Annotated in this window: 25 protein-coding genes; 11 read left to right on the top strand and 14 right to left on the bottom strand. The window is 62.7% G+C overall.

The genetic code is table 11. From position 1 onward, the window contains the following. Positions 1–21: 21 nt before the first annotated feature. Genes J3A71_RS06540 through J3A71_RS06555 form a run of 4 tightly spaced genes read right to left on the bottom strand, consistent with a single transcriptional unit; the run spans position 22 to position 1,694 of the window. Positions 22–225, bottom strand: a complete 204-nt coding sequence (locus tag J3A71_RS06540) for an SEC-C metal-binding domain-containing protein (protein ID WP_019471879.1) — start codon at positions 223–225, stop codon at positions 22–24. Between the two features lie 7 nt (positions 226–232). Continuing rightward, positions 233–718 carry an LEA type 2 family protein gene (locus tag J3A71_RS06545; RefSeq protein WP_031312595.1) on the bottom strand — a complete coding sequence of 162 codons (486 nt, stop codon included), beginning with the start codon at positions 716–718 and terminating at the stop codon, positions 233–235. Positions 719–720: 2 nt separating this feature from the next. Next, complete coding sequence (locus J3A71_RS06550; RefSeq protein ID WP_016488750.1) at positions 721–1,197, bottom strand: YchJ family protein; 477 nt, start codon at positions 1,195–1,197, stop codon at positions 721–723. A 2-nt stretch (positions 1,198–1,199) separates the two neighbouring features. Then, entirely contained in the window at positions 1,200–1,694 is a 495-nt protein-coding gene (locus J3A71_RS06555; protein WP_024717443.1) for a DUF6231 family protein, read from the bottom strand. Positions 1,695–1,853: 159 nt separating this feature from the next. On the opposite strand from J3A71_RS06555, the gene J3A71_RS06560 reads away from it, so the two are divergent. The 4 genes from J3A71_RS06560 to J3A71_RS06575 all read left to right on the top strand — a co-directional run bounded on the left by J3A71_RS06560 (position 1,854) and on the right by J3A71_RS06575 (position 4,479). Beyond that, the gene (locus J3A71_RS06560; RefSeq protein ID WP_016488741.1) at positions 1,854–2,546 is read left to right on the top strand and encodes an OmpA family protein; all 693 of its coding nucleotides are present in this window, start codon (positions 1,854–1,856) and stop codon (positions 2,544–2,546) included. An 88-nt stretch (positions 2,547–2,634) separates the two neighbouring features. Beyond that, positions 2,635–3,354, top strand: coding sequence for an OmpA family protein (locus tag J3A71_RS06565; protein WP_016488740.1), 720 nt, complete (start codon positions 2,635–2,637; stop codon positions 3,352–3,354). Between the two features lie 98 nt (positions 3,355–3,452). Further along, a complete protein-coding gene (locus J3A71_RS06570; protein WP_016488739.1) occupies positions 3,453–3,728 on the top strand; it encodes a DUF1145 domain-containing protein in 276 nt (91 codons plus the stop codon). Then, the gene (locus J3A71_RS06575; RefSeq protein ID WP_096426686.1) at positions 3,721–4,479 is read left to right on the top strand and encodes a hypothetical protein; all 759 of its coding nucleotides are present in this window, start codon (positions 3,721–3,723) and stop codon (positions 4,477–4,479) included. Before J3A71_RS06570 ends, J3A71_RS06575 begins: the two co-directional genes overlap by 8 nt. A 102-nt stretch (positions 4,480–4,581) precedes the next feature. On the opposite strand, the gene J3A71_RS06580 is transcribed toward J3A71_RS06575, so the two are convergent. After that, positions 4,582–5,046, bottom strand: a complete 465-nt coding sequence (locus J3A71_RS06580) for a CopD family protein (RefSeq protein ID WP_016488737.1) — start codon at positions 5,044–5,046, stop codon at positions 4,582–4,584. A 97-nt stretch (positions 5,047–5,143) separates the two neighbouring features. Between J3A71_RS06580 and dinG the strand changes: the two genes are divergently transcribed. The 5 genes from dinG (at position 5,144) to pdxH (ending at position 12,604) form a co-directional block, all read left to right on the top strand. After that, positions 5,144–7,288, top strand: a complete 2,145-nt coding sequence (gene dinG, locus J3A71_RS06585) for an ATP-dependent DNA helicase DinG (RefSeq protein ID WP_060520043.1) — start codon at positions 5,144–5,146, stop codon at positions 7,286–7,288. A gap of 80 nt (positions 7,289–7,368) precedes the next feature. Beyond that, positions 7,369–9,603, top strand: a complete 2,235-nt coding sequence (locus J3A71_RS06590; RefSeq protein WP_096426685.1) for a beta-galactosidase — start codon at positions 7,369–7,371, stop codon at positions 9,601–9,603. A 109-nt stretch (positions 9,604–9,712) separates the two neighbouring features. Further along, on the top strand, positions 9,713–10,858 hold the full coding sequence (locus J3A71_RS06595; RefSeq protein ID WP_016488734.1) for an EstA family serine hydrolase: 1,146 nt from the start codon (positions 9,713–9,715) through the stop codon (positions 10,856–10,858). 99 nt (positions 10,859–10,957) lie between these two features. Further along, on the top strand, positions 10,958–11,938 hold the full coding sequence (locus J3A71_RS06600; protein ID WP_096426684.1) for an OmpA family protein: 981 nt from the start codon (positions 10,958–10,960) through the stop codon (positions 11,936–11,938). Between the two features lie 18 nt (positions 11,939–11,956). Next, positions 11,957–12,604, top strand: coding sequence for a pyridoxamine 5'-phosphate oxidase (gene pdxH, locus J3A71_RS06605; RefSeq protein ID WP_016488732.1), 648 nt, complete (start codon positions 11,957–11,959; stop codon positions 12,602–12,604). A 39-nt stretch (positions 12,605–12,643) separates the two neighbouring features. Here pdxH and J3A71_RS06610 read toward each other — a convergent pair whose 3' ends face one another. Beyond that, the gene (locus J3A71_RS06610) at positions 12,644–12,877 is read right to left on the bottom strand and encodes a hypothetical protein (protein WP_016488731.1); all 234 of its coding nucleotides are present in this window, start codon (positions 12,875–12,877) and stop codon (positions 12,644–12,646) included. A gap of 147 nt (positions 12,878–13,024) precedes the next feature. Here J3A71_RS06610 and J3A71_RS06615 point away from each other — a divergent pair, with 147 nt between their 5' ends. Beyond that, the gene (locus J3A71_RS06615; protein ID WP_009684613.1) at positions 13,025–13,489 is read left to right on the top strand and encodes a glycine zipper 2TM domain-containing protein; all 465 of its coding nucleotides are present in this window, start codon (positions 13,025–13,027) and stop codon (positions 13,487–13,489) included. Positions 13,490–13,558: 69 nt separating this feature from the next. Here the strand turns inward: J3A71_RS06615 and nhaA are convergent, their stop codons facing one another. The 8 genes from nhaA to J3A71_RS06655 form a co-directional block, all read right to left on the bottom strand. Further along, the gene (gene nhaA / locus J3A71_RS06620) at positions 13,559–14,734 is read right to left on the bottom strand and encodes a Na+/H+ antiporter NhaA (protein WP_060520052.1); all 1,176 of its coding nucleotides are present in this window, start codon (positions 14,732–14,734) and stop codon (positions 13,559–13,561) included. A gap of 313 nt (positions 14,735–15,047) precedes the next feature. Then, complete coding sequence (locus J3A71_RS06625; protein ID WP_060520054.1) at positions 15,048–16,655, bottom strand: NAD(P)/FAD-dependent oxidoreductase; 1,608 nt, start codon at positions 16,653–16,655, stop codon at positions 15,048–15,050. A gap of 103 nt (positions 16,656–16,758) precedes the next feature. Continuing rightward, complete coding sequence (locus tag J3A71_RS06630; protein ID WP_016488728.1) at positions 16,759–17,433, bottom strand: membrane protein; 675 nt, start codon at positions 17,431–17,433, stop codon at positions 16,759–16,761. A 148-nt stretch (positions 17,434–17,581) separates the two neighbouring features. Then, positions 17,582–18,283: an ABC transporter ATP-binding protein gene (locus tag J3A71_RS06635; RefSeq protein WP_003254879.1), complete on the bottom strand. Its 702-nt coding sequence runs from the start codon at positions 18,281–18,283 to the stop codon at positions 17,582–17,584. Between the two features lies 1 nt (position 18,284). Beyond that, a complete protein-coding gene (gene livG, locus J3A71_RS06640; RefSeq protein ID WP_096426683.1) occupies positions 18,285–19,052 on the bottom strand; it encodes a high-affinity branched-chain amino acid ABC transporter ATP-binding protein LivG in 768 nt (255 codons plus the stop codon). Continuing rightward, a complete protein-coding gene (locus tag J3A71_RS06645; RefSeq protein ID WP_016488726.1) occupies positions 19,049–20,305 on the bottom strand; it encodes a high-affinity branched-chain amino acid ABC transporter permease LivM in 1,257 nt (418 codons plus the stop codon). Before J3A71_RS06645 ends, livG begins: the two co-directional genes overlap by 4 nt. After that, on the bottom strand, positions 20,302–21,225 hold the full coding sequence (gene livH, locus J3A71_RS06650; protein ID WP_008097482.1) for a high-affinity branched-chain amino acid ABC transporter permease LivH: 924 nt from the start codon (positions 21,223–21,225) through the stop codon (positions 20,302–20,304). Before livH ends, J3A71_RS06645 begins: the two co-directional genes overlap by 4 nt. Before the next feature lie 185 nt (positions 21,226–21,410). Next, positions 21,411–22,526, bottom strand: a complete 1,116-nt coding sequence (locus J3A71_RS06655; protein ID WP_023048582.1) for a branched-chain amino acid ABC transporter substrate-binding protein — start codon at positions 22,524–22,526, stop codon at positions 21,411–21,413. 359 nt (positions 22,527–22,885) lie between these two features. Between J3A71_RS06655 and J3A71_RS06660 the strand changes: the two genes are divergently transcribed. Continuing rightward, positions 22,886–23,197 (top strand): DUF2288 domain-containing protein, encoded by a 312-nt coding sequence (locus J3A71_RS06660; RefSeq protein WP_016488723.1) that lies wholly within the window; start codon positions 22,886–22,888, stop codon positions 23,195–23,197. Positions 23,198–23,314: the final 117 nt, after the last annotated feature.

Genomic DNA, 23,314 nt, shown 5'->3' on the forward strand with positions numbered 1-23,314 from the left:
GTTTTTAATCGAGCCAGTCGATCAGGCGCCGTGGCACTTCTTGAACTTTTTCTCGCTACCGCAAGGGCAAGGGTCGTTACGGCCAACGTCCTTCAGGGCGTTGCGTACCGGCTCCTGGTGGCCGTGGTTGCAGTGCGGGCCGTGTACATGGCCATGATCGTGGTGGTGGTCATGATCATGGTCGTGGTTGCAGTCAGGGCCATGAACGTGAGGTTGTTGGGACATTGCAGGGTTACTCCGGGATGTGATCGCCGGGGATTATCTCACCACTGCGCGATAAGTGCAGGTCCCGATGGATGAGCAGCCCGGTCGCCAGCTCGCCCTGCAGGGTGTAATGCAGCGGCTGCTTGCTTCTGAGCAGCTTGGCCAGTGGCTTGAGGTGCTGCCACAGGTTGGTTCGCGCGGTAATCTTGAAGGTGCGTCGGGCGTGCCCGCCCACGCTGCGCCATACGCTGGCTTCATCCTGTACCAGCAGCAGGTCGTTGAGGCGTATTGCATACGACAGGTTGCGGATGAACAGGCGGCTGTCATTGGGGTTGTCGACCCGCACGTGCAGCACGAACTCTTGCTCCAGCAACCTGGCCTTGACCGTTTCGACCTCGATCAGGTGCACTTCGGGTTCGCGCCAGTCGTCACCCCCCCAACTGGCGCAGCCCGCCAGCAACGCCAGGCATGCCATCAGGGTGCAGGGCATTAGCAGACGGGCGCGGGTCATCATGGTCAGCTCCCCACGTAACTGGCGCAGCATTTCTTGAACTTCTGCCCGCTGGCGCAAGGGCAAGGGTCGTTACGCCCGGCCTTCAGCCCGACCGTAGGGTCGATGAAGTACCAGCGCCCGGCATGCTGTACGAACGCCGAACGTTCACGGTGCTGGTGATCGCCATCCTGGTCGTGCCAGCGTGCGGTGAAGGTGACAAACCCGTGCTCCGGCTGGCCGCCCAGCACTTCGGCGCCTTCCACCTCCAGCCCCAGCCAGGTGCTCTGGGCGCTCCAGGCAGCCATGGCGGCTTTGTCCAGGTCGGCTTGCTGGGCCGGCAGGGTGGTGGCGACCAGGTAGTCGACCAGGCCCAGCACGTAGGCACTGTAGCGTGAGCGCATCAGCGCCTGGGCATCGGGTGCCGGGGTGCCGGCATGGTAATGCCCGCAACAGGCGTCGAGCAGGTTGCCACTGCCGCAAGGGCAGACCGAGACACTCATCATCACCACCAGTACTTGCCGAAGTTTTCAGGATTGGCCCAGAACCGGGCGTTGAGCCAGTCCGGGACCTGCTTGTAGTCATGTAGATCATAGGTGAACAGGCTCAATACCTGCTGGTCACGGCGGAATTTCTCGCTGGCCGACAGGGCCAGGGCAAAGAAGTCAGTATCTTGCCAGCCGCAGGCGGTCAGGTCGGTCAGCACCGCGACCCGGCTGGCATTGAGGTTGCGAATGCCGCCGAGGAGTTCCAGGCCGGTGCGCTTGGGGAGGTGTTCCAGGCAGTCCACCAGCACCGCCAGGTCAAAGCGTTGTGCCGCCAGTTCGGCCGGCAGCGGGCCCGGGGCTGCAGTGGCAATAGTCACCTGGGGGTGCGCCTGGGCGAAGGCATCCAGCGCCGGAAAGCGCGTGCCGACCAGCAGCAGGCGTTGTGGGGTGAAGCGTTCGAGCAGGGCCGCGAGGGCCTGCTGCGGGGTGCGTTGGGAAAAACCGTCGGTCATTGCCAATCCTCGTTCAAGTCGTCCAAGACTAGCGGGCTGCGGCGTGCGGGCAAAGAGGCTTGTGACCATGTCGTGGCTTATTGCTGGCAGGGTTCGAATGCCCGGTCTTTACTCCCAGAGATCGGCCTTATGCCGATTCCCCCTAGGAGAAGCAATGAAATGAGCATAGTACGCACAGCGTTACCCCTGGTACTGCTCACCAGTGTGTTGACTGGTTGTGCAGGTTTGCAGAAAACCGACTGGCCGAAATGTGCCGCCGTCGGGGGTGTAGGTGGCGCCGCATTGGGCGCTATTGAAAGTTCCAGCTGGGCTGGCTGGGGTGCGTTGTTGGGCGGTGGCCTGGCGGCGGGCTATTGCTGGGCCCATGGCGATGGTGACGAGGATGGCGACGGCGTGCCGGACAGCCGTGACAAGTGCCCGGGCACACCCCGTGGTGTGCAGGTCGATGCCAACGGCTGCCCGCCTGAGCCGGTAGCAGTGGTGGAGGAAGTGGTGGTGCAGAAGGAAGAGGTCATCGTCATCCGCGATGTGCACTTCGAGTTCGATTCTGCACGCCTGACCGCCCGTGACAAAGAGCGCCTCAACACCATTGCCACGCGCCTGAAGCAGGAAGCGCCCTCCGCCCGCCTGAGCGTCAGCGGCCATACCGACAGCGTTGGCTCCGATAGCTACAACCAGAAACTGTCCGAGCGTCGGGCCCACTCGGTGACCGATTACCTGGTCGAGAGCGGTGTACCGCGCAGCAGCTTCGTTTCGGTGGTCGGCGCTGGTGAAACCCAGCCGGTGGCGGACAATGCCACGGCCGAGGGGCGTGCCATGAACCGCCGTACCGAAATCAAGATCCAGCGGTAGACGGTGTGCGCCCGTGCCTTGAGCAGTGGCACGGGCGCGTCTTCATGCCGGTCAGCCGTTCGTGGCCAATGACACAGGAGCATTCAGCATGAGTGTGACGTCGAAGGCGGCGCTGCCGCTGTTGGTGGCTGCCAGCCTGCTCGCGGGCTGTGCAACCCACAGCGATGGTGGCGCGCCGCTCAACCAAAGGACCTGGCCCATCTGCAGCCTGCTGGGAGGCCTGGTCGGGGGCGGCCTGGGCGCTATTGAAAGCTCCACTTGGGCCGCAGGTGGCGGCGCTCTGGGCGCCATTGCCGGGGGGTTGATCTGTTACGCCCAGGACGGTGACGAAGATGGCGACGGCATTTTCGACCGCCGCGATCATTGCCCCGATACTCCCGCCAACACTGCAGTCGACCATATGGGTTGCCCGCTGAAGGAGTACCCCGCAGCGCCGCCTGCCACTGTACCTGAGCCCTCGCCGGAGGTGATCATCCTCGATGACAACGGCGCGGTGATGTTTGCCTTCGATTCCGCCGACCTGACCTCGGCGGCGCAGCAACGGCTGCAAGGCCTGGTGGCGAAACTCGACTCACCGACCATCGCCAAGGTGAGCGTGATCGGACACACCGACAACGTGGGTTCCGACAGCTACAACCAGGCGCTTTCCGAGCGCCGTGCCAGCAGCGTTGCCGAGTACCTTATCAGCCAGGGCCTGGAACCGGGCAAGGTCACCAGCCAGGGCCGTGGAGAAAGCGAGCCTGTCACTGATAACGAAAGCGAGGAGGGCCGCGCGCGCAACCGACGAGTGGAGCTGCACCTCAACTGAGCGGTGCTGGCGCCTGCCTTGGCATTGCAGTTAATGTTGGTCGCATGGCCCGCTCGAACGGGCTGTCTCGACAAAACAACAATTTATAGGGGCGGGGTATGAAGTTCATCCTGGGCCTGGGCAAGGTCCTGACGGTCGCTTTCTGGGGTGTGGTGTTGTTCAATCAATTGATGCCACAACCTTTGCCCTTCAATCTGTTGATCAATGCCGCCGGCATCGTCCTGTTCAGCTTGCACCTCCTCGAAGTGCTGTTCTTCAATGGCAGCTTGCGTGGGCGCAGCCACCGCTGGTTCGACCGTTTGCAGATCCTCTTGACGGGTATCTTCCATGTCATGTCCATTCCCCGTGCGCAGGAGGCGCCCCGAAATGCGTAATTTGATGTTGCTGGCCATGTTGGCCGCTCCCTTGGCCCAGGCTGAAAGCCTGGAGGTCGCCGCCAATTCCATGCTGCGCCTGCCCGACAAGTCGGCCAGCGTGCATTTCACGCACCTGCGTGTCGCCGATGCGGCAACCCTGCTGCTGCCAGCCTCGCTTGCGCAATTGACGGTCGATCACCTGGAACTGGGCCGTGATGCGCGTATCGCCATTGCACCCTCCGACAGCCCCCTGGTCATCGAGGCGCGTAGTGCGAGGTTGGGTGAAGGCAGTGAATTCAGTGCCCCCGGAGCGGCGGGTAGTTATCAGCGGGCAGCTCGGCCAGGCCGCAGCCTGGACCTGAAACTGGCTGAAGTGGATGCCGAGCGGGTGGCGATCGATGCCCGTGGTGGCGCGGGGGCGCCGGGTTATATGGGCCTTGATGGTGGCAACGGGCAGGCGGGTGGTTGCACCTGGGGCCAGGCCAGCCGTGGTGCCAATGGCGATGACGGCGGCAACGGGCACGATGGTGCGCCGGGCGGGCGCATCCGCCTCAGCGTGCCGCAGGGGTTCGCGCAAGAGCGCGTTGTCGTGCGCCTGGAGGGTGGCGCCCCAGGCAAGCCCGGGGCGGCGGGCAAGGCGGGTAAAGGTGGGGCTAGCAAGGGTTGCCTGGTGTACAGCACCGATGCTGGCGCCAATGGCCGGCCAGGGCAGCCTGGGCAGCCCGGCCTGGCAGGCGCCGCAGGTGAGCTGATTCTGCAACACCTGTAAACCTTTTTGGCTGCGAAGTTCTCGCCAGGGAAATTGCAGCGCCTATGCGATCGAGCGCCGCCCGCGCGGCGCTCGATCTATCTCCAACGCATAACTCAGCTGTCAGATCATCAGGCGCGAGCTGGCCACAGCAACCACGGCCAGGCCCAGCAGCAGGTTGACCCCCACCATCCGCCGAATGCGCCCGAGCACCGCCGCCCCCGTCGGCCAGTCCTCGGCTTGGACCGCCGTCTTCAACTCCGGCAGCAGCAACGCCTGAATGCGCATGAACAAGGCAAACATGACGATGCCCCCACCGATCATCACCTGTACGTACTTCGGTGCAGTCTCGAAACCGCTGAAACGCAAGTGCAACATGCCGATACCACTTATCGCCAAGATCGCCACCGCCAACCAGACCCAGCCAAAGAAGCGTCGGAAAACTTCCACCCACAGCCGCAGCCGCGCAGGCCCTTCAAGGGCCGCAACCGTTGCCGGGCGCAGCACCAGCCAGGCGAAGAACATGCCGCCGACCCATACCAGGGCAGCCAGAACATGCAGTGTGTAGGGCAGGGCAAAGGCGAGCATCCGGATCTCCATGCGGCATAAAGGGCAATAGCGGGGTATGATAGCCGCCCATGCGAAACACTGAAAATATATCCAGCCCTACGGGCGCCTGCAGACCATGATCAGCAACGAACTCAAAGCCACCATCCAGGGCGCCTACTCGCGTTTTCTCGAAGCCAAGAGCCTCAAGCCCCGCTATGGCCAGCGCCTGATGATCGCCGAAGTGGCCAAGGTACTGGGCGACATTGCCTGCGACGATGAAGGCCGCCGCGCCGGCGAGCCTGCCGTGGTTGCCGTCGAGGCGGGCACCGGTACCGGCAAGACGGTGGCCTATAGCCTCGCCGCCATCCCGGCCGCCAAGGCAGCCGGCAAGCGCCTGGTGATTGCCACCGCTACCGTGGCCCTTCAGGAGCAGATCGTCTTCAAGGACCTGCCCGACCTGATGCGCAACAGCGGGCTCAATTTCAGCTTCGCCCTGGCCAAAGGCCGTGGCCGCTATCTGTGCCTGTCCAAGCTCGACATCCTCCTGCAGGAGGGCCACGCCCAGTCGGCTACCGCTCAGCTGTTCGAGGAAGAAGGCTTCCGCATCGAAGTCGACGAGCGCAGCCAGAAGTTGTTCAACAGCATGATCGAGAAGCTTGCCGGCAACCGCTGGGACGGCGACCGTGACAGCTGGTCAGAAGCCCTGGAAGACCAGGACTGGGCCCGGCTGACCACCGACCATAGCCAGTGCACCGGCCGACACTGCCCGAATTTCCAGCAGTGCGTGTTCTACAAGGCCCGTGAAGGCATGGGCAAGGTCGACGTGATCGTTACCAACCATGACATGGTGCTGGCCGACCTGGCCCTGGGCGGCGGTGCGGTGCTGCCTGACCCGCGCGACACCGTGTATGTGTTCGACGAAGGCCATCACCTGCCAGACAAGGCCATCGGCCACTTCGCCCATTATTCCCGCCTGCGCTCCACCGCAGACTGGCTGGAGCAGACCGCCAAGAACCTGACCAAGCTGCTGGCCCAGCACCCGCTGCCCGGCGATCTGGGCAAGTACATCGAGCAGGTCCCAGAGCTGGCGCGGGAAGTGCGCACCCAGCAGCAGTTCATGTTCACCCTCTGCGAGCAGGTGGCCGACTTCCGTCCCAGTGAAGACACCGAGGGCCGTGAGCGCCCCCGCTATCGCTTCGAAGGCGGCGTCGTGCCGGAGCAGCTGCGCGAAGTGGGTATCGAGCTGAAGAAGGGTTTTGCCCGCCTCAACGATCTGTTCACCCGTCTGGCCGACCTGCTCAAGGAAGGCATGGACGGCGAGGTCAACATTGGCATCGCCAGCCACCAGGCCGAGGAGTGGTACCCGTTGTTCGGCAGCCTGGTCACCCGTGCCCAGGGGAACTGGGAACTGTGGACAGCCTTTACCGCCGAAGACCCGCAAGACAGCCCGCCCATGGCTCGCTGGCTGACGTTGGCCGAAAGCGGGGCGATGTTCGACATCGAAGTCAACGCCAGCCCCATCCTCGCTGCCGAAATGCTTCGCCGCAGCCTGTGGAGCGTTGCCCACGGCGCGTTGGTGACCTCGGCGACGTTGACCGCGCTGGGTAAATTCGACCGCTTCCGCATGCGCTCGGGTTTGCCGCGTGACGCGGTCACCTGTGTGGTGCCCAGCCCGTTCGTGCACGGCGACGCCGGTCTGTTGCGGGTGCCCGACCTCAAGGCCGACCCACGCGACGCAGCGGCGCACACCGCCGCCATCATCCGCGAGCTGCCGAACATCGTCGAAGATGCCCGCGGCGCACTGGTGCTGTTCTCCTCGCGCAAGCAGATGCAGGACGTGTTCGATGGCCTGGACCGTGACTGGCGCAAGCTGGTACTTATCCAGGGCAACCTGTCCAAGCAGGAAACCCTGAACAAGCACAAGGCGCGGGTCGACGATGGCCAGCACAGCGTGCTGTTCGGCCTGGCAAGCTTTGCCGAGGGTGTCGACCTGCCTGGCGCCTATTGCGAGCATGTGGTGATTGCCAAAATTCCGTTTGCCGTGCCCGATGACCCGGTCGAAGCCGCGCTGGCGGAGTGGATCGAGGCCCGTGGCGGCAACCCGTTCATGGAAATTGCCGTACCCGACGCCTCGCTGAAGCTGATCCAGGCCTGCGGTCGCCTGCTGCGTACCGAGCAGGATCGCGGTGTCATTACCTTGCTTGACCGGCGCCTGGTCACCCAGCGCTATGGCAAGGCTATTCTCAATGCGCTGCCGCCGTTCCGGCGGGAGATTTGCTGACCGCCGGGGCACTTGCTTCGGCACGTCGTACATTACTCAGTCCAGGGCCCGTGAGTGGCCTGAAGAAGAGCCCCAGCCTTATGGTCCGCCTCACCCTGCCCGCCGTTTTCGCCCTGCTGTTCAGCTCGCCCTTGCTGGCTGGGCAGCAGACGCTGTTCAGCTTCGTGCGCCCGGCCTCGGTGGTCAATGTGGCAACCGAGGATGCCGGCATGCCCCAGTACAACGCCGAGCAGACGGCCGAAGGCGAGGTGTTGCGGCGTGTGGTGTTCAACCCGGCCGAGCGGCCGACCCTGCGGCTGAGCCCGCAAGGTGGGGCGTGGGACTGGTCCGCCGGGCAGTTCCTCACCTTGCGCCTGCAGAGTGGTATGGACTGGGCGCTGACAGTGGATGTCACGGTGCAAGGCAGCGATGGCGGCACATTGACCAGCCGGATTGACCTGCCGGCCGGTCCCGCGCAAACCGTGATGGTGCCGCTGACGGCCACCTCGCCGCTGAGCCAGGGCATGCGCGCCGGCCCGCCCATGCCGTGGAGCCATGGCGGCCAGCGCTTGCTGCTGACCAGCAGCGCTGGCGCGGTGGACCTCAAACAGGTGGCCTCGGTCAGCCTGAGCATCCCCAACCCCAAGGTGGCGCAGAGCCTGCTGATCGAGCGGGTGGGGATCCAGGATGACGACCTGGCCTACAAGGCGGCGTACCAGGATCTGATCGATGCCTACGGCCAGTCCACTCGCGGCAATTGGCCCGAGAAGGTTGCCAATGACGAGCAGCTCAAGGCGGCCGATACGCGTGAACAGCAGCAGCTCAAGGGCTGGCTGGCTGAGCGGGGCAGGCAGCAACTGGACGGCTACGGCGGGCTGCTGGCCGGGCCGGCGTTCGAGGCCAAAGGTTTTTTTCGCACCGAAAAGCGTGATGGGCGCTGGTACCTGGTAACGCCGGAGGGCCACCCGTTCTATTCCCTGGGGGTGAATGCCGTCGCCGCAGACGGCGGGCGTACCTACGTCGCCGGCCGTGAAGGCATGTTCAAGGCGTTGCCGGGCGAGGGCGATGCGCTGGCCGCATTCTACGGCGAAGGCAACAACGACGATGGCAATGCCTCGTCTCAAGGGCGCAACTTCAAGCAAGGGCGTTGGTTCGATTTCTATGCCGCCAACCTGCAACGTACCTACGGCAAACCCTGCCCGCCGGCCGCTGAAGGGCAGCCCGTTAATTGCCCGCCACAGGTACTGGACGCTGCCCGCTGGCAAACGCATGCGCTCGACCGTTTGCAGGCCTGGGGTTTCAACACGGTCGGCAACTGGAGCGAGCCCGCCCTGGGCCAGGCCAAACGTATGCCCTACACCTTGCCGCTGTCGATCGTGGGTGATTACGCCAGCATCAGCACTGGCATGGATTGGTGGGGCAGCATGCCCGACCCGTTCGACCCGCGTTTTGCCATGGCCACCGAGCGCGCAGTGGCCATTGCTGCCCGAGATCACCGTGACGACCCTTGGCTGATCGGCTACTTCGCCGACAACGAACTGGCCTGGGCTGCCCCCGGCAGCGACCCTAAAGCGCGGTATGGCCTGGCCTACGGCACTTTGCGCCTGACCACCGATGTACCGGCCAAGCGCGCCTTCCTCAAGCAGCTGCGCGACAAGTACCGTAACCAGCAAGGGCTGTCCAAGGCCTGGGGCATCGAACTGGCCGCCTGGGAACTCATGGAAGACCCGGGCTTCGAAGCACCGCTGCCCGACCCGGAACATCCGGAAATCGAGCGCGACTACCAGCACTTCCAGCAAGTGTTCGCCGAGACCTACTTCAAGACCATTGCCGACTCACTGAAGTGGCACGCCCCCAATCACCTGCTGCTCGGTGGTCGCTATGCGGTCAGCACGCCGGAGGCGGTCAAGGCCTGTGCCGAGTTCTGCGATGTACTCAGCTTCAACTTCTATACCCTCAAGCCACAGGACGGCTACGATTTCGCCCGCCTGGCCGAACTGGACAAGCCGGTGCTGGTGTCCGAGTTCCAGTTCGGCTCGCGTGATCGCGGGCCATTCTGGCCGGGGCCGCTGGAGCTGGCGCGGGAAGAAGACCGCGGTCCGGCCTATGGCAACTTCCTCAAGGCGGCCCTGGCGCAGCCGATGATCGTTGGCGCGCACTGGTTCCAGTACCTCGACCAGCCAGCCAGTGGTCGGCTACTTGACGGCGAGAACGGCCACCTTGGGCTGGTGGCGATCACCGATGTGCCGTACCCGGGTTTTGTCGACGCCGTACGCAAGGGCAACCTGCAGGCGATGGGCCAATTGCGCACCCAGCTGGAAAAACAGGCGCACTGAGCACAAGCTACCGTTCGTCGCGACCATTTGGCCCAAGCCAGTTTGCAAAACACCTAACTACTGAAACAATGCACACCTTTTTTGGACATGGTCGTACGGAGTACAGCGGGTGCAGATCCAGGGTCACTATGAGCTGAAGTTCGAAGCCGTGCGCGAAGCCTTTGCCGCGCTGTTCGAAGATCCCCAGGAGCGTGGCGCTGCGCTGTGCATCCAGGTCGGTGGCGAAACCGTCGTCGACCTGTGGGCCGGCAGTGCCGACAAGGATGGCCAGCAGGCCTGGCACAGCGACACCATCGCCAACCTGTTCTCCTGTACCAAAACGTTCACCGCCGTCACCGCCCTGCAACTGGTGGGCGAGGGCAAGTTGGCCCTCGATGCCCCTGTGGCCAACTACTGGCCCGAGTTCGCCCAGGCTGGTAAACAGTCGATCACCTTGCGCCAGCTGCTCAGCCACCGCGCCGGGTTGCCGGCCATCCGTGAGTTGTTGCCGGCCGAAGCCCTGTATGACTGGGGGACCATGGTCAATGCCCTGGCGGCTGAAACGCCATGGTGGACGCCGGGTCGCGAGCACGGTTATGCCGCCATCACCTACGGCTGGCTGATCGGCGAGCTGATTCGCCGCGCCGATGGCCGGGGCCCTGGCGACTCGATCGTGGCCCGTACCGCTCGCCCGTTGGGGTTGGACTTTCATGTTGGCCTGGCAGATGAGGAGTTCTACCGCGTGGCGCATATCGCCCGTGGCAAAGGCAACCAAGGGGATGCCGCAGCGCAGCGCCTGCTGCAGGTGACGATGCGCGAACCCGAGGCGCTGTCGACCCGTGCTTTCACCAACCCGCCGGCGATCCTGACCAGCACCAACAAACCGGAATGGCGACGTATGCAACAGCCAGCGGCCAATGGCCATGGCAATGCCCGCAGCCTGGCGGGTTTCTATGCCGGGTTGCTGGACGGCAGCCTGCTCGAATCCGAACTGCTTGATGAACTGACCCGCGAGCACAGCCTCGGACAGGACCGCACCTTGCTCACCCAGACCCGCTTTGGCCTGGGCTGCATGCTCGACCAGCCCGACGTATCCAATGCCACCTTTGGCCTGGGTGCCCGTGCCTTCGGCCACCCAGGGGCCGGTGGCTCGGTTGGTTTTGCCGACCCGGAGCATGACGTGGCCTTCGGTTTCGTGGTCAATACCCTCGGCCCGTATGTGCTCATGGATCCCCGAGCACAGAATCTGGTACGTGTCCTTGCCGACTGCCTTTGATCGGGTAATGCGGGTATTGCCCCACCCCTTTGACTATCCTCAATGCCAACGCCTCAAGTGTGTTGGCAAAATATCTTTCAATTTCATGGTGTATCGCTGATGTCTTCACATAAAACCTTAGCACTCGCCCTATGCCTGACCGCCGTTACCGGCTGCGCCAGTCATTCCCCGGACGGCTCCAAGGAAGGTGGCTCCAGCTGGTGGCCTTTTGGTTCGGACAAGGTCGCCGAGCAGGAAGTGAAGGCAGCCGTCACTGAAAACGTGGCCAAGGCTGATGCCAAGTCCGATAGTGCCAGCCGCTGGTGGTGGCCGTTCGGCGGTGATGACAAGCAAGCCAAAGGGCCGGTTGTGCCGAAGATCGACCAGAAGGCCACCCAGGCCTGGCTGGACGAGTACGAGCCCAAGCTGCGCGAAGCCATCAAGGACAGCAAGCTGGAACTGGAGCGCCGCGACAATGTGCTGGCGGTCACCCTGCCGGTGGACAGCTCGTATAACCCCGATCGCCCGAACATGCTGCTGCCAATGACCCTCGGCCCGATCACCCGCGTGGCCAAGACTGTCGAAGGTGACCCCAAGACTGCCGTGCTGGTACTGGGCCATGCCGACACCAGCGGTGCTAGCGCTGCCAACCAGAAACTCAGCCTGGAGCGCGCCGCCTCGGTGTCGGCCATCTTCCGCCTCAGCGGCTTGCAGCGTGACCGCCTGACCCTCAAGGGCATGGGCTCGGTCATGCCACGTGCCGCCAACGACAGCCCCGAGGGCCGTGCCCTGAACCGCCGCGTGGAAATGCTGCTGACCCCGCAGAACACCATGGTCGCGCTGCTGGCCAAGTACCAGCAGGCCACTCCGGCACCTGCACCTGCCTCAATGGTTGCGGTGCAAGATGCCAAGGCTCCTGCCGCCAAGGCCGTCGACAGCAAGCCAGCAGCAAAGAAGCCTGCGGCGAAGAAACCCGTCGCCAAGGCCAAGGCCCCTGCCAAGACCACGGCCAAGAAGAAAGCCGCGCCGGCCAAGCCAGTCGCCAAGAAAGCTACCGCTGACAAGAAAGTAGCTGCCAACAGCCCTGCGAAGAGCAACTGATCGTCAAGGAACGCAGCAATGACCCAATCCCTGGCCGATATGCGCCGCGACTACACCCGTGATGGCCTGGCAGAAGCCCAGGCACCAGGGGAGCCGTTTGCCCTGTTCCACCAGTGGTTTGCCGATGCGGTGAAAACCGAGCAGGTACCCGTGGAAGCCAACGCCATGACCCTGGCCACTGTGGACGGCGAAGGCCGCCCGCATTGCCGTGTACTGCTGCTGAAGGGGCTCGACGAGCAGGGTTTCACTTTCTTCACCAACTACGAAAGCGCCAAGGGCCAGCAACTGCAAGCCAACCCCTTTGCCGCCATGACGTTCTTCTGGCCGGCGCTGGAGCGCCAGGTGCGTATCGAAGGGCGAGTGGAAAAGGTCACCGCCAAGGAGTCGGACGACTACTACCAGGTGCGCCCGCTGGGCAGCCGCCTGGGGGCCTGGGCCTCGCCGCAAAGCCGGGTGATTGCCGGTCGTGAAGAGCTGGAAGGTTTGGTCAAGGCCACTGAAGCGCGCTTCTCCGACACCCAGCCGCACTGCCCTGAACATTGGGGTGGGTATCGCCTGTTGCCTGAGCGCATCGAGTTCTGGCAGGGGCGGGCGAGCCGCCTGCATGACCGGTTGAACTACCGGCTGGTGGATGGGCAATGGCTGCGCGAGCGGCTGGCACCCTGAGCATTTGGGGCCGCAAAGCGGCCCCAGTGATCCATCAGACTACCCCGGATACCCCGCCGCCTCCCGCTCCAACCACTCTGCCAGTTGCTTGCGCCCCACCTTCTCCTGCCGCGCCTGCGCCAACCTTTCCAGCATGTACTCACGCTTTTCAGGGTCAGCCCCCGCCAGCGACAACGCCAGGTCACGGTCCATCCAGCGGCGCATACGCACGTATAGCCACCCGTGGAAATAAAGCCCCGCAACGGTGGTGACTACGACGATGAAGTAATCCATGGCTATCCTTGGTCTCAATTGAAGAGCCTATGGCACAACCGCCCAGGCTGTACCCCGGCTGAATGAAACCAATTTTATTACGTTTGTACCGTGACAGCCGTCAACGTGCAGCGTCTAATGAGCACCTGAATTATGGAGACTTTACCCATGCGTAAATCCGCTTTGCTGGTGGCGACTTTTACCACCATGTCGTTGCTGCTGGGGGGCTGTGCCTCGAGCCTGACCGGTGACAGCTACTCCCGTGATGAAGCCCGCCGCGTGCAAACCGTGCGCATGGGCACCATCGAATCCCTGCGCCCGGTCAAGATCGAGGGTACCAAGACCCCGATCGGCGGTGGCGCTGGCGCCATCGTCGGTGGCGTGGCCGGCAGCGCCGTGGGCGGCGGCCGTGGCAGCATCGTTGCTGCCGTGATCGGTGCCGTGGCCGGTGGCCTGGCGGGTTCCGCTGCAGAGGAAGGCCTGACACGTACCCAAGGCGTCGAAATCACCGTGCGTGAGGACGATGGCAGCATGCGTGCCTATGTGCAGGCCGTGCAGGAGAATGAAATTTTCCGCGTCGGCGACCGTGTGCGCATCATGACAGTTGACGGTACCAGCCGCGTCTCGCACTGACCGTAGCGCAGCAAAAGAAAACCCCGACATGGCGGCTGCCAGTCGGGGTTTTTTTATGCCTCAGCCAAGTCAACCAGCACTGGTTTTTCGGCTGGCCAGGGCGGTAACGGCGTAGCCGATCACTGCGGCGAAGAACGAGCCGGTAAGGATCCCCATGCGATCCATGCCCGCGTAATCACTGCTGCCCGGGGCAAAGGCGAGTGAGCCAACAAACAGGCTCATGGTGAAGCCAATACCGCAGAGTATCGCCACCCCCAGTATCTGCCCCCAGCCAGCACCCGCAGGCAGCGCTGCCAGGCGCAGCTTGACCGCTACCCAAGTCAGGCCGAAAACGCCCACGGTCTTGCCCATCAGCAGGCCAATCGCAATGCCCATCGGCACCGGGTGGGTGAAGCTTTCCACGGTCATGCCTGCCAGTGAGACGCCAGCATTGGCGAAGGCAAACAGCGGCAGGATCGCATAGGCAACCCAAGGGTGCAGGGCATGCTCAAGGGACAATAGCGGCGAAGTCTCGGCGTTGCGTGTACGCAGCGGGATACACAAGGCCAGGGCGACACCGGCCAGCGTGGCGTGCACGCCGCTCTTGAGTACGCAGACCCACAGGATCAGGCCAACGATCATGTACGGCCCAAGCTTGACCACCCCAAGCCGGTTCATCGCGATCAGCACCACCAGGCAGGCCGCTGCCAGCAGCAGCGATACGCTCGACAAGGTGCCTGAGTAGAAAAGGGCGATGACGATGATTGCACCAAGGTCGTCAATGATCGCCAGGGTCATCAGGAACAGCTTGAGCGAAACCGGTACGCGTTTGCCCAACAGGGCCAGTACGCCGAGGGCGAAGGCGATGTCGGTGGCGGTGGGGATCGCCCAGCCGGCCACGGCCGCCGGGTTGTCACGGTTGATGAACCAGTAGATGAGCGCCGGCACCACCATGCCGCCCACAGCAGCAGTGGCGGGCAGGATCACCTGGGAGGGCTTGGACAGGTGACCATCGACCACCTCGCGTTTGACCTCCAGGCCAATGAGCAGGAAGAACAGGGCCATCAGGCCGTCATTGATCCACAGCAACAAAGGCTTGGCGATATTCAGCGCGCCGACCTGGACGGCGACGGGGACGTCGAGCAGGCCGCTGTACAGATAGGACAGGGGTGAGTTGTTGATGATCAGGGCCAGAACGGCGGCGGCGATCAGCAGCAGACCGCTGGCGGCTTCAAGCTGGAAGAATCGGGTAAACAGGCTACGCACGGGCTATAGGCTCTCCATGAGCAGTTTACGAAGGGTACGGGCGTACACCCTAGCCTGTGACGATATGCTTTCAAACAAAAACTATATTCGTTTTTGTTATATGGTGTTGCTGTCTGGGCTGAGTGAAGCCTAGATGCAGATGGGAGGAAAGGGGGGAGGGAAAGGCTGGTGTTTGGGTCGGATATTTCTGATCCCTGTCAGGGCCTCTTCGCGGGCTGGCCCGCTCCCACAGGTACTGCACAGTTTTCAAATACTGTGCAGTATCTGTGGGAGCGGGCGAGCCCGCGAAAGGGCCCTTGCAGGCGATACAAAATTACAGGCCGAGCATGTCCCGCGCTACCGCCTCGGCGATACGAATACCGTCCACACCCGCCGACAGGATCCCGCCCGCATACCCGGCGCCTTCACCCGCCGGGAACAGGCCTTTCAGGTTCAGGCTCTGGTAGTCCTCACCCCGGGTAATCCGCAGGGGCGACGAGGTACGCGTCTCGATCCCGGTCAACACTGCATCATGCAGGTTGTAGCCTTTGATCTGCCGGTCGAACGCTGGCAGGGCCTCTCGGATCGCTTCGATGGCGAAGTCCGGCAGGCTTGGTGCCAGGTCACCCAGGGTCACGCCCGGTTTGTAGGATGGCTCGACACTGCCCAGTGCGGTCGATGGCCGGCCGGCGACAAAGTCACCCACCAGCTGCGCCGGGGCCTGGTAGTTGCTGCCGCCCATTACGTAGGCGTGGGCTTCCAGACGCTCTTGCAGTTCAATACCGGCCAGCGGGCCGCCCGGGTAGTCGCGCTCGGGGTCAATGCCGACGACGATACCGGAGTTGGCGTTGCGCTCGTTACGTGAGTACTGGCTCATGCCGTTGGTCACCACGCGGCCCGGCTCGCTGGTAGCGGCGACCACGGTGCCACCCGGGCACATGCAGAAACTGTACACCGAGCGGCCATTCTTGGCGTGGTACACCAGCTTGTAGTCGGCGGCGCCGAGTTTCGGGTGGCCGGCGTATTTGCCAAGACGCGCCTTGTCGATCAGCGTTTGCGGGTGCTCGATACGGAAGCCGACCGAGAACGGCTTGGCTTCCATGTAGACGCCTTTGGCATGCAGCATACGGAAAGTGTCGCGGGCACTGTGGCCAAGGGCCAGGACTACATGGCGCGAGTGCAGTTGTTCGCCACTCTCCAGCACCACACCGGTCAGCTGACCGTCTTCGACCAGCAGGTCGGTGACCTTCTGCTGGAAGCGCACTTCTGCGCCGAGGGCGATCATGTCTTGGCGCATCTGCTCGACCATGCCGGTGAGGCGGAAGGTGCCGATGTGCGGTTTGTTGATGTACAGGATCTCGTCCGGCGCACCGGCCTTGACGAACTCTTCCAGCACTTTGCGGCCGTGGTGCTGCGGGTCCTTGATCTGGCTGTACAGCTTGCCGTCAGAGAAGGTGCCGGCGCCGCCTTCGCCGAACTGCACGTTGGACTCGGGGTTGAGCACGCTTTTGCGCCACAGGCCCCAGGTGTCCTTGGTGCGCTGGCGCACTTCCTTGCCACGTTCGAGGATGATCGGCTTGAAGCCCATCTGCGCCAGCAAAAGGCCGGCAAAGATGCCGCAGGGGCCGAAGCCGACCACGATAGGGCGTTCCTGGATGTCGGCCGGGGCGTGGCCGACGTATTTGTAAGTCACGTCCGGTGCCGGGCCGATGTTGTGATCGTCGGCGAACTTGCTGAGCAGTTCGGCTTCGTTGCTGGCTTCGAGGTCGATGGTGTAGATGAACAGCAACTCGCTGTTCTTCTTGCGCGCATCGTAGCTGCGCTTGAACAGGTTGAAGCTGAGCAGTTGCTCGTCGCGGATGCCCAGGCGCTGGACGATGGCTTCACGCAGTGCTTCGTCGGGATGGTCCAGGGGCAGCTTGAGTTCGGTGATTCGTAGCATGGCAGGGTCCAGTATCCCGGCCATGGGCGGCCGGCGGCTTTACACAAACCGCCAAGTATAAGCTGTTAGCCGCCCCGACTGGCAGGTTAAAAGTGCCCGACGATCAGTTGTCGCGTGCGCCGCCGTAGTAGCCGCAGCCCTGCAGGGTCTTGCCGTCAATGCGCAGTTCGGCACGCAGGTGGTGGACCGCGCCAGTGGCGCTGTCTACGCAGCGCTGCGGCGCGACCCACAGTTCCACGTGCTGGCCGTTGGCTTCGCTGGTGAGGGTCAAGCCGCCACCGGGTACTTCCTCTTCAAGGAACGGCAAGGGCAGGGGCTCCTGTCCGACTCGGCTGAGGACCATGCCCTTGCCGCTGGCCTTGATGTCCCAGTCCGGCTCGTGGCCATTGGCGCGCAGGGTCAACTGCTTGAAGTTGGGGTCTTCGCAGGCGCGGGTGGAAGGTTCCAGGCGGTACAGGCGGCGTACTTCCAGCTGGCCATCATTGTTGGCCTGCTTGCTGCCGGTAAGGCGCCCACGGACGTCGGCGAACAGCTTGTCGTTGGCGTCCTTGGCGAGGTTGCCGGCCTCCTGCAGGATGCCGGTAGCGCCGACGTCGTTGATCACGAACGTGCGGTTTTCGCTGCACGGCTTGAACAGCAGCTGGCCACCGGCCGCCCGCAGTTCGCCCTGCATGCGCGTGGTGCCGATGTTCGGGTCGCTTGGCGCTTCAGCCATGAGCTGGCAGCCGGCGAACAGGGGCAGCAGGGCAGTGAGCAGCAGGGTGGGGGTGAGGCGCATCGGGCGAACTCCGGGAATCTTTGGTAAAGAGCTGGCCACGTTACTCAGGCCGGCGGTGGATCTCAAGTTAATGGTTACCCGCGAAAGGGCCGGCACTGGCAATGCATTTCTGGCAGGCATAAAAAAGGGCCCGAAGGCCCTTTCCCATTTAACCGCCGAGGTACGCGTCGCGCACCTTCGGGTCGGTCAGCAGTGCTTCACCCGTCCCTTGCATCACCACCCGACCGTTCTCCAGTACATACGCGCGGTCGGCGATCTTCAGCGCCTGGTTGGCATTCTGCTCCACCAGGAACACCGTCACGCCATCACGGCGCAGCTGTTCGATGATGTCGAAGATCTGCTGGATGATGATCGGCGCCAGGCCCAGTGAAGGTTCGTCGAGCAGCAGCAGCTTGGGCTTGCTCATCAGCGCACGGCCAATGGCAAGCATTTGTTGCTCGCCACCGGACATGGTGCCGCCGCGCTGGATGTAACGTTCCTTCAGGCGCGGGAACAGTTGCAACACCTTGTCCAGCTGCTCCTGGTAGTCGCCCTTGTCGGTGAAGAAACCGCCCATGGCCAGGTTTTCCTCGACGGTCAGGCGGGCGAACACGCGCCGCCCTTCCGGCACCACGGCAATGCTCTTGCGCATGATGTGCGAGGACGGCTGCCCGACCAGCTCTTCGCCCAGGTACTTGATGCTGCCACTGTGCGCCTGGGGCGAGCCGCACAGGGTCATCAGCAAGGTCGACTTGCCGGCGCCGTTGGCGCCGATCAGGGTGACGATCTCGCCCTGGTTGATCTCCACGTTGACGCTGTGCAGCGCCTGGATCTTGCCGTAGAAGGTGGAAACGTTTTCGAACTTCAGCATTTTACGCTTCCCCCAGGTAGGCTTTGATCACATCAGGGTTGTCGCGAATCTCTTCCGGTGTGCCGTGGGCCAGGGGGGTGCCCTGGTTGATCACCACGATATGGTCGGAAATGCTCATCACCAGCTTCATGTCGTGCTCGATCAGCAGCACGGTGACGTTGTGCGACTCACGCAGGTAGGCGATCAGCACCTTGAGGTCTTCGGTTTCCTTCGGGTTCAGGCCCGCCGCAGGTTCGTCGAGCATGATGATGCGCGGCTGGGTCATCATGCAGCGGGCGATTTCCAGGCGGCGTTGCTGGCCATAGGCGAGGGTGCCGGCGGTACGGTTGGCGAATTCGGTCAGGTTGACCTTTTCCAGCCAGTACTGCGCGCGTTCCATGGCCTCCTTCTCGCTGCGGCGGAAGCTCGGGGTCTTGAACAGGCCGGCGAAGAAGTTGGTGTTCAGGTGACGGTGCTGGGCGATCAGCAGGTTTTCCAGCGCGGTCATGTCCTTGAACAGGCGCACGTTCTGGAAGGTGCGCACCACGCCCTTGCGGGCGATCTGGTGGCCGGCCAGGCCCTGGATCGGCTGGCCATCGAGCAGGATGGTGCCGCCGCTGGGTTTGTAGAACCCGGTCAGGCAGTTGAACACCGTGGTCTTGCCGGCGCCGTTCGGGCCGATCAGCGCCACCACCTGTTTTTCCTTGACGGTCAGGGCCACGCCGTTGACCGCCAACAAGCCGCCGAAGCGCATGCTCAGGCCGCTGACTTGCAGAATTTCGCGGCTCATCGACGCAGCTCCATGTGTGGACGTTGCATAGGCAGCAGGCCTTGCGGACGCCAGATCATCATCAACACCATCAGCGCACCGAACATCAGCATCCGGTATTCGCTGAACTCACGCATCAGCTCGGGCAGCAGGATCATCACGATGGCCGCGAGGATCACGCCCAGTTGTGAGCCCATGCCGCCAAGCACGACGATGGCGAGGATGATTGCCGACTCGATGAAGGTGAACGACTCCGGCGTCACCAGGCCTTGGCGCGCTGCGAAGAAGCTGCCGGCGAAACCGGCGAAGCAGGCACCCAGGGTAAACGCCGAGAGCTTGATCACGGTCGGGTTCAGGCCCAGCGCACGGCAGGCGATCTCGTCTTCACGCAGGGCTTCCCAGGCGCGGCCGATTGGCATGCGCAGCAGGCGGTTGATGACGAACAGTGCCAGCAAGGCCAGTAGCAGTGCCACCAGGTAGAGGAAGATGACCTTGTTGATCGAGTTGTATTCCAGCCCGAAGAACTCGTGGAAGGTCTGCATGCCCTCGGCGGCACGGCGTTCGAAGGTCAGGCCGAAGAACTCTGGCTTGGGGATGTTGCTGATGCCGTTGGGGCCGCCGGTCCAGTCGGTGAGGTTGCGCAGGAACAGGCGGATGATCTCGCCGAAGCCGAGGGTCACGATCGCCAGGTAGTCACCGCGCAGGCGCAGCACCGGGAAGCCAAGCAGGAAGCCGAAGGTGGCGGCCATCAGGCCGGCAATCGGCAGACATACCCAGAAACTCCAGCCCAGGTAGTGCGAGAGCATGGCGTAGCTGTAGGCGCCGACGGCGTAGAAGCCGACGTAACCGAGGTCGAGCAGGCCCGCCAGGCCGACCACGATGTTCAGGCCCAGGCCCAGCAACACGTAGATCAGGATCAGCGTGGCGATATCGACCGCACCGCGCGAGCCGAAGAACGGCCACACCAGTGCCGCAACGATCAGACCAACGATCACATAGCGCTGGGTCTTGGGCAGGGTCAGGTAATTGCTGACGGCCGGCGGGATCAGCTTGCGATCCGAGCGGCGGTTCATCACCGAACTCCACTGCTTGTCGAACAGCACGCGCAGGAACATCAGCACCGAGCACACGGCGATGATGCTGATGGTGAACGAGCCCTGGCTGTGCACGACCAGGCTGATGCCGTCGATGCTCAGTTTCAGGCCCAGCACCGGGAAGGCCACCGCCCAGACCAGCAAGGCGCTGAAAAACGCCTGTTTGAGATTTTTATTCATACTTTTTCAACCTCCGGGCGGCCCAGGATGCCGGTCGGCCGGAATAGCAGGACAAGCACCAACAAGCCGAATGCCACCACGTCCTTGTACTGGTCGCCGAAGATGTCGGCGCCAAACGCTTCGGCCACGCCCAGCACCAGCCCGCCGAGCATCGCGCCCGGAATGCTGCCGATGCCACCCAGCACCGCCGCGGTGAAGGCCTTGAGGCCTACCAGGAAACCGGCGTTGGGGTTGATCACTCCGTACTGCATGCTCAGCAGCACGGCCGCTACGGCGGCCAGGGCGGCACCGATGACGAAGGTGAGGGCGATGATGTTGTTGGTGTTGATGCCCAGCAGGTTGGCCATCTTGATGTCCTCGGCGCAGGCACGGCAGGCGCGGCCCAGACGGGAGCGAGAGATGAACAGGGTGAGCAGGGTCATGGCTACCAGAGTGACCACGAACACCAGGATCTGCATGTAGCTGATCAGAACTTCCTCCGCGCCGCCCGGCCCGAACGAGAAGCTTCCGGGGATCAGGTTGGGGATGGACTTGTCCTTGGAGTCTTGCGAAAGCAAGACGGTGTTCTGCAGGAAAATCGACATGCCGATGGCGGAAATCAGCGGGATCAGACGGTTGCTGTTGCGCAAGGGGCGGTAGGCAACCCGTTCGATACTGTAGCCATAGGCACTGGTGACGAAGATCGTCGCGACGAAGGCAACGGTCATCAGGATCGGCAGCGAATGGATACCCATCATGGCCAGGCCCGCGAGGGCGATGAAGGCCACATAGGAACCGATCATGTACACCTCGCCGTGAGCGAAGTTGATCATGCCAATGATGCCGTACACCATCGTGTAGCCGATGGCGATCAAGGCATAGGTGCTGCCGATGGTCAATCCATTAACCAGTTGTTGGAAGAAATGGTAGATCTCAGGCATTACAGCGCTCCTAAAAACCTGATTTGCATTTCGCTGGCGGGGGTATGCCAGGAAACCGCGGGTGACGGTTTTAAGATTTTCAGGTGGGCTAGCCCCCGGATCGCGGGGATCGGGCCCATGAACCTCATAAAACAAAGCCCACTGCTCGCACAGTGGGCTCGTAAGTCAGCTATTTAGTCACGCAGTTACTGAGGGGAGACTTCGGTCTTCGGCTTGCCGAAGTGCCATTCGTAGACCACGAACTTGAAGTCTTTCAGGTCGCCTTTCTCGTCATACGACAGGGTGCCGGTAGGGGTCTTGAAGGAGCCGGCATGGATGGCCGCTGCCACTTTGTCGGTATCTTCGGACTTGGCCGCCTTGATGCCTTGTGCGATCAGCTCGACAGCCGAGTAGGCAGGGAACACGAACGGACCGCTTGGGTCCTTGCCGTCAGCCTTGATGGCGTCGACGATCTTCTTGTTCTCCGGGTCGGCATCGAACGACTTCGGCAGGGTGACCAGCAGGCCTTCGGAGGCGTTCTGGGCGATCTGCGAGATCGAGTCGTTACCCACGCCCTCTGGGCCCATGAACTTGGCTTTCAGGCCTTTTTCCTGTGCCTGGCGCAGGATCAGACCCAGCTCTGGGTGGTAGCCGCCGTAGTACACGAAGTCGACATTGTTCTGCTTGAGCTTCTGGATGATCGAGGAGAAGTCCTTGTCACCCGCGTTCAGGCCTTCGAATACGGCAACCTTGGTACCCTTGCTTTCCAGGGTCTGCTTGACGGCGGTGGCGATGCCTTCACCGTACTGTTGCTTGTCGTGCAGGACGGCAACGACCTTCGGCTTGACGTGGTCGGCGATGTAGTTGCCGGCGGCCGGGCCCTGGGCGCTGTCCAGGCCAATGGTGCGGAAGATCAGCTTGTAGCCACGGGCGGTGATTTCCGGCGAGGTGGCGGCCGGGGTGATCATGATCACGCCTTCGTCTTCGTAGATGTCGGATGCAGGCTGGGTAGAGCTGGAGCACAGGTGGCCGATGACGAACTTGACGCCGTCGTTGACCACTTTGTTGGCGATTGCCACGGCCTGTTTAGGGTCGCATGCGTCGTCGTATTCCTTGGCTTCGAGCATCTTGCCATCGACGCCGCCCGCGGCGTTGATATCCTTGATGGCTTGATTGGCGCCGATGAACTGCATGTCGCCGTACTGGGTCACAGGACCCGTCTTGGGACCGGCGATGCCGATCTTGATGGTATCGGCGGCAAACGAATGGCTGGCTACCCCGGCCAGTACCATTGCGGCGAACAGCTTGGAAATCTTGATCATAGTGCTCCACTCATTCTGTTGTAATTCTTATAGTCCTGGCGGCCAGGGCTACAGACCGGGCGGGATTTGCGGCGTGGCCATGCCAACGCGCAAGCCCACCTTCCCCCGGAACATGTCCCGGAACTGTACCGGTACAGTGTAGAGCGCTGTTCGAGCGCTTGAAAAGCGTTCAAAAAGTGCCTGTTTCCTGGGTTGTCGCTTGTTCGACAGAAAGATACAAAAAGGCGCCATCAAATTGCCTGTATCTGCGACCCCGCCCCACAAGTTCGGGGTCAATCGACCAAATTACATATTTGAAACCGGGTTTTTCTGCAAAAATGCCGACCTTTTTTATTGGCCGATTTTTGCGGATACCACCCATGACTGATCAAACAAGCACCCTCTATGCCAAATTGCTTGGCGAGACAGCAATCATCGAGTGGAAAGCGCTGGAGCGTTTCTGGGCCAAGGGTGACCTGATTTGGGTCGACCCCAGCTTGGACCTGATCACCGTTGCCGAGGCAATGGCCGAGAATCGCGGCGAAATCTTCGCCAAGTGGCGTAGTGATGGCACCGTTGGGCCGGTGTCGGCCGAGCAGGCGCTGGACCTGCAAAGCCGCGATCCAGAGATCTGGGCGGTGGTGGTTTCGCCGTTCATCGTGATCCAGGTGAAGCGTCCGGTTGAGGCGTGATCTTTTTTGGTGCGCAAAAATGCGCAGCAGCTCCGTTTTGGTGCTCGAAGGCGTTCAAGGCGGGTAGAGGTAAGTAACAATTCGGCGTGGCGGTAACAGTTTACGGGATGCGTAATA

Origin of the sequence: Pseudomonas sp. PvP089, assembly GCF_017875165.1 — a bacterium.
GTDB lineage: Bacteria > Pseudomonadota > Gammaproteobacteria > Pseudomonadales > Pseudomonadaceae > Aquipseudomonas > Aquipseudomonas fortuita.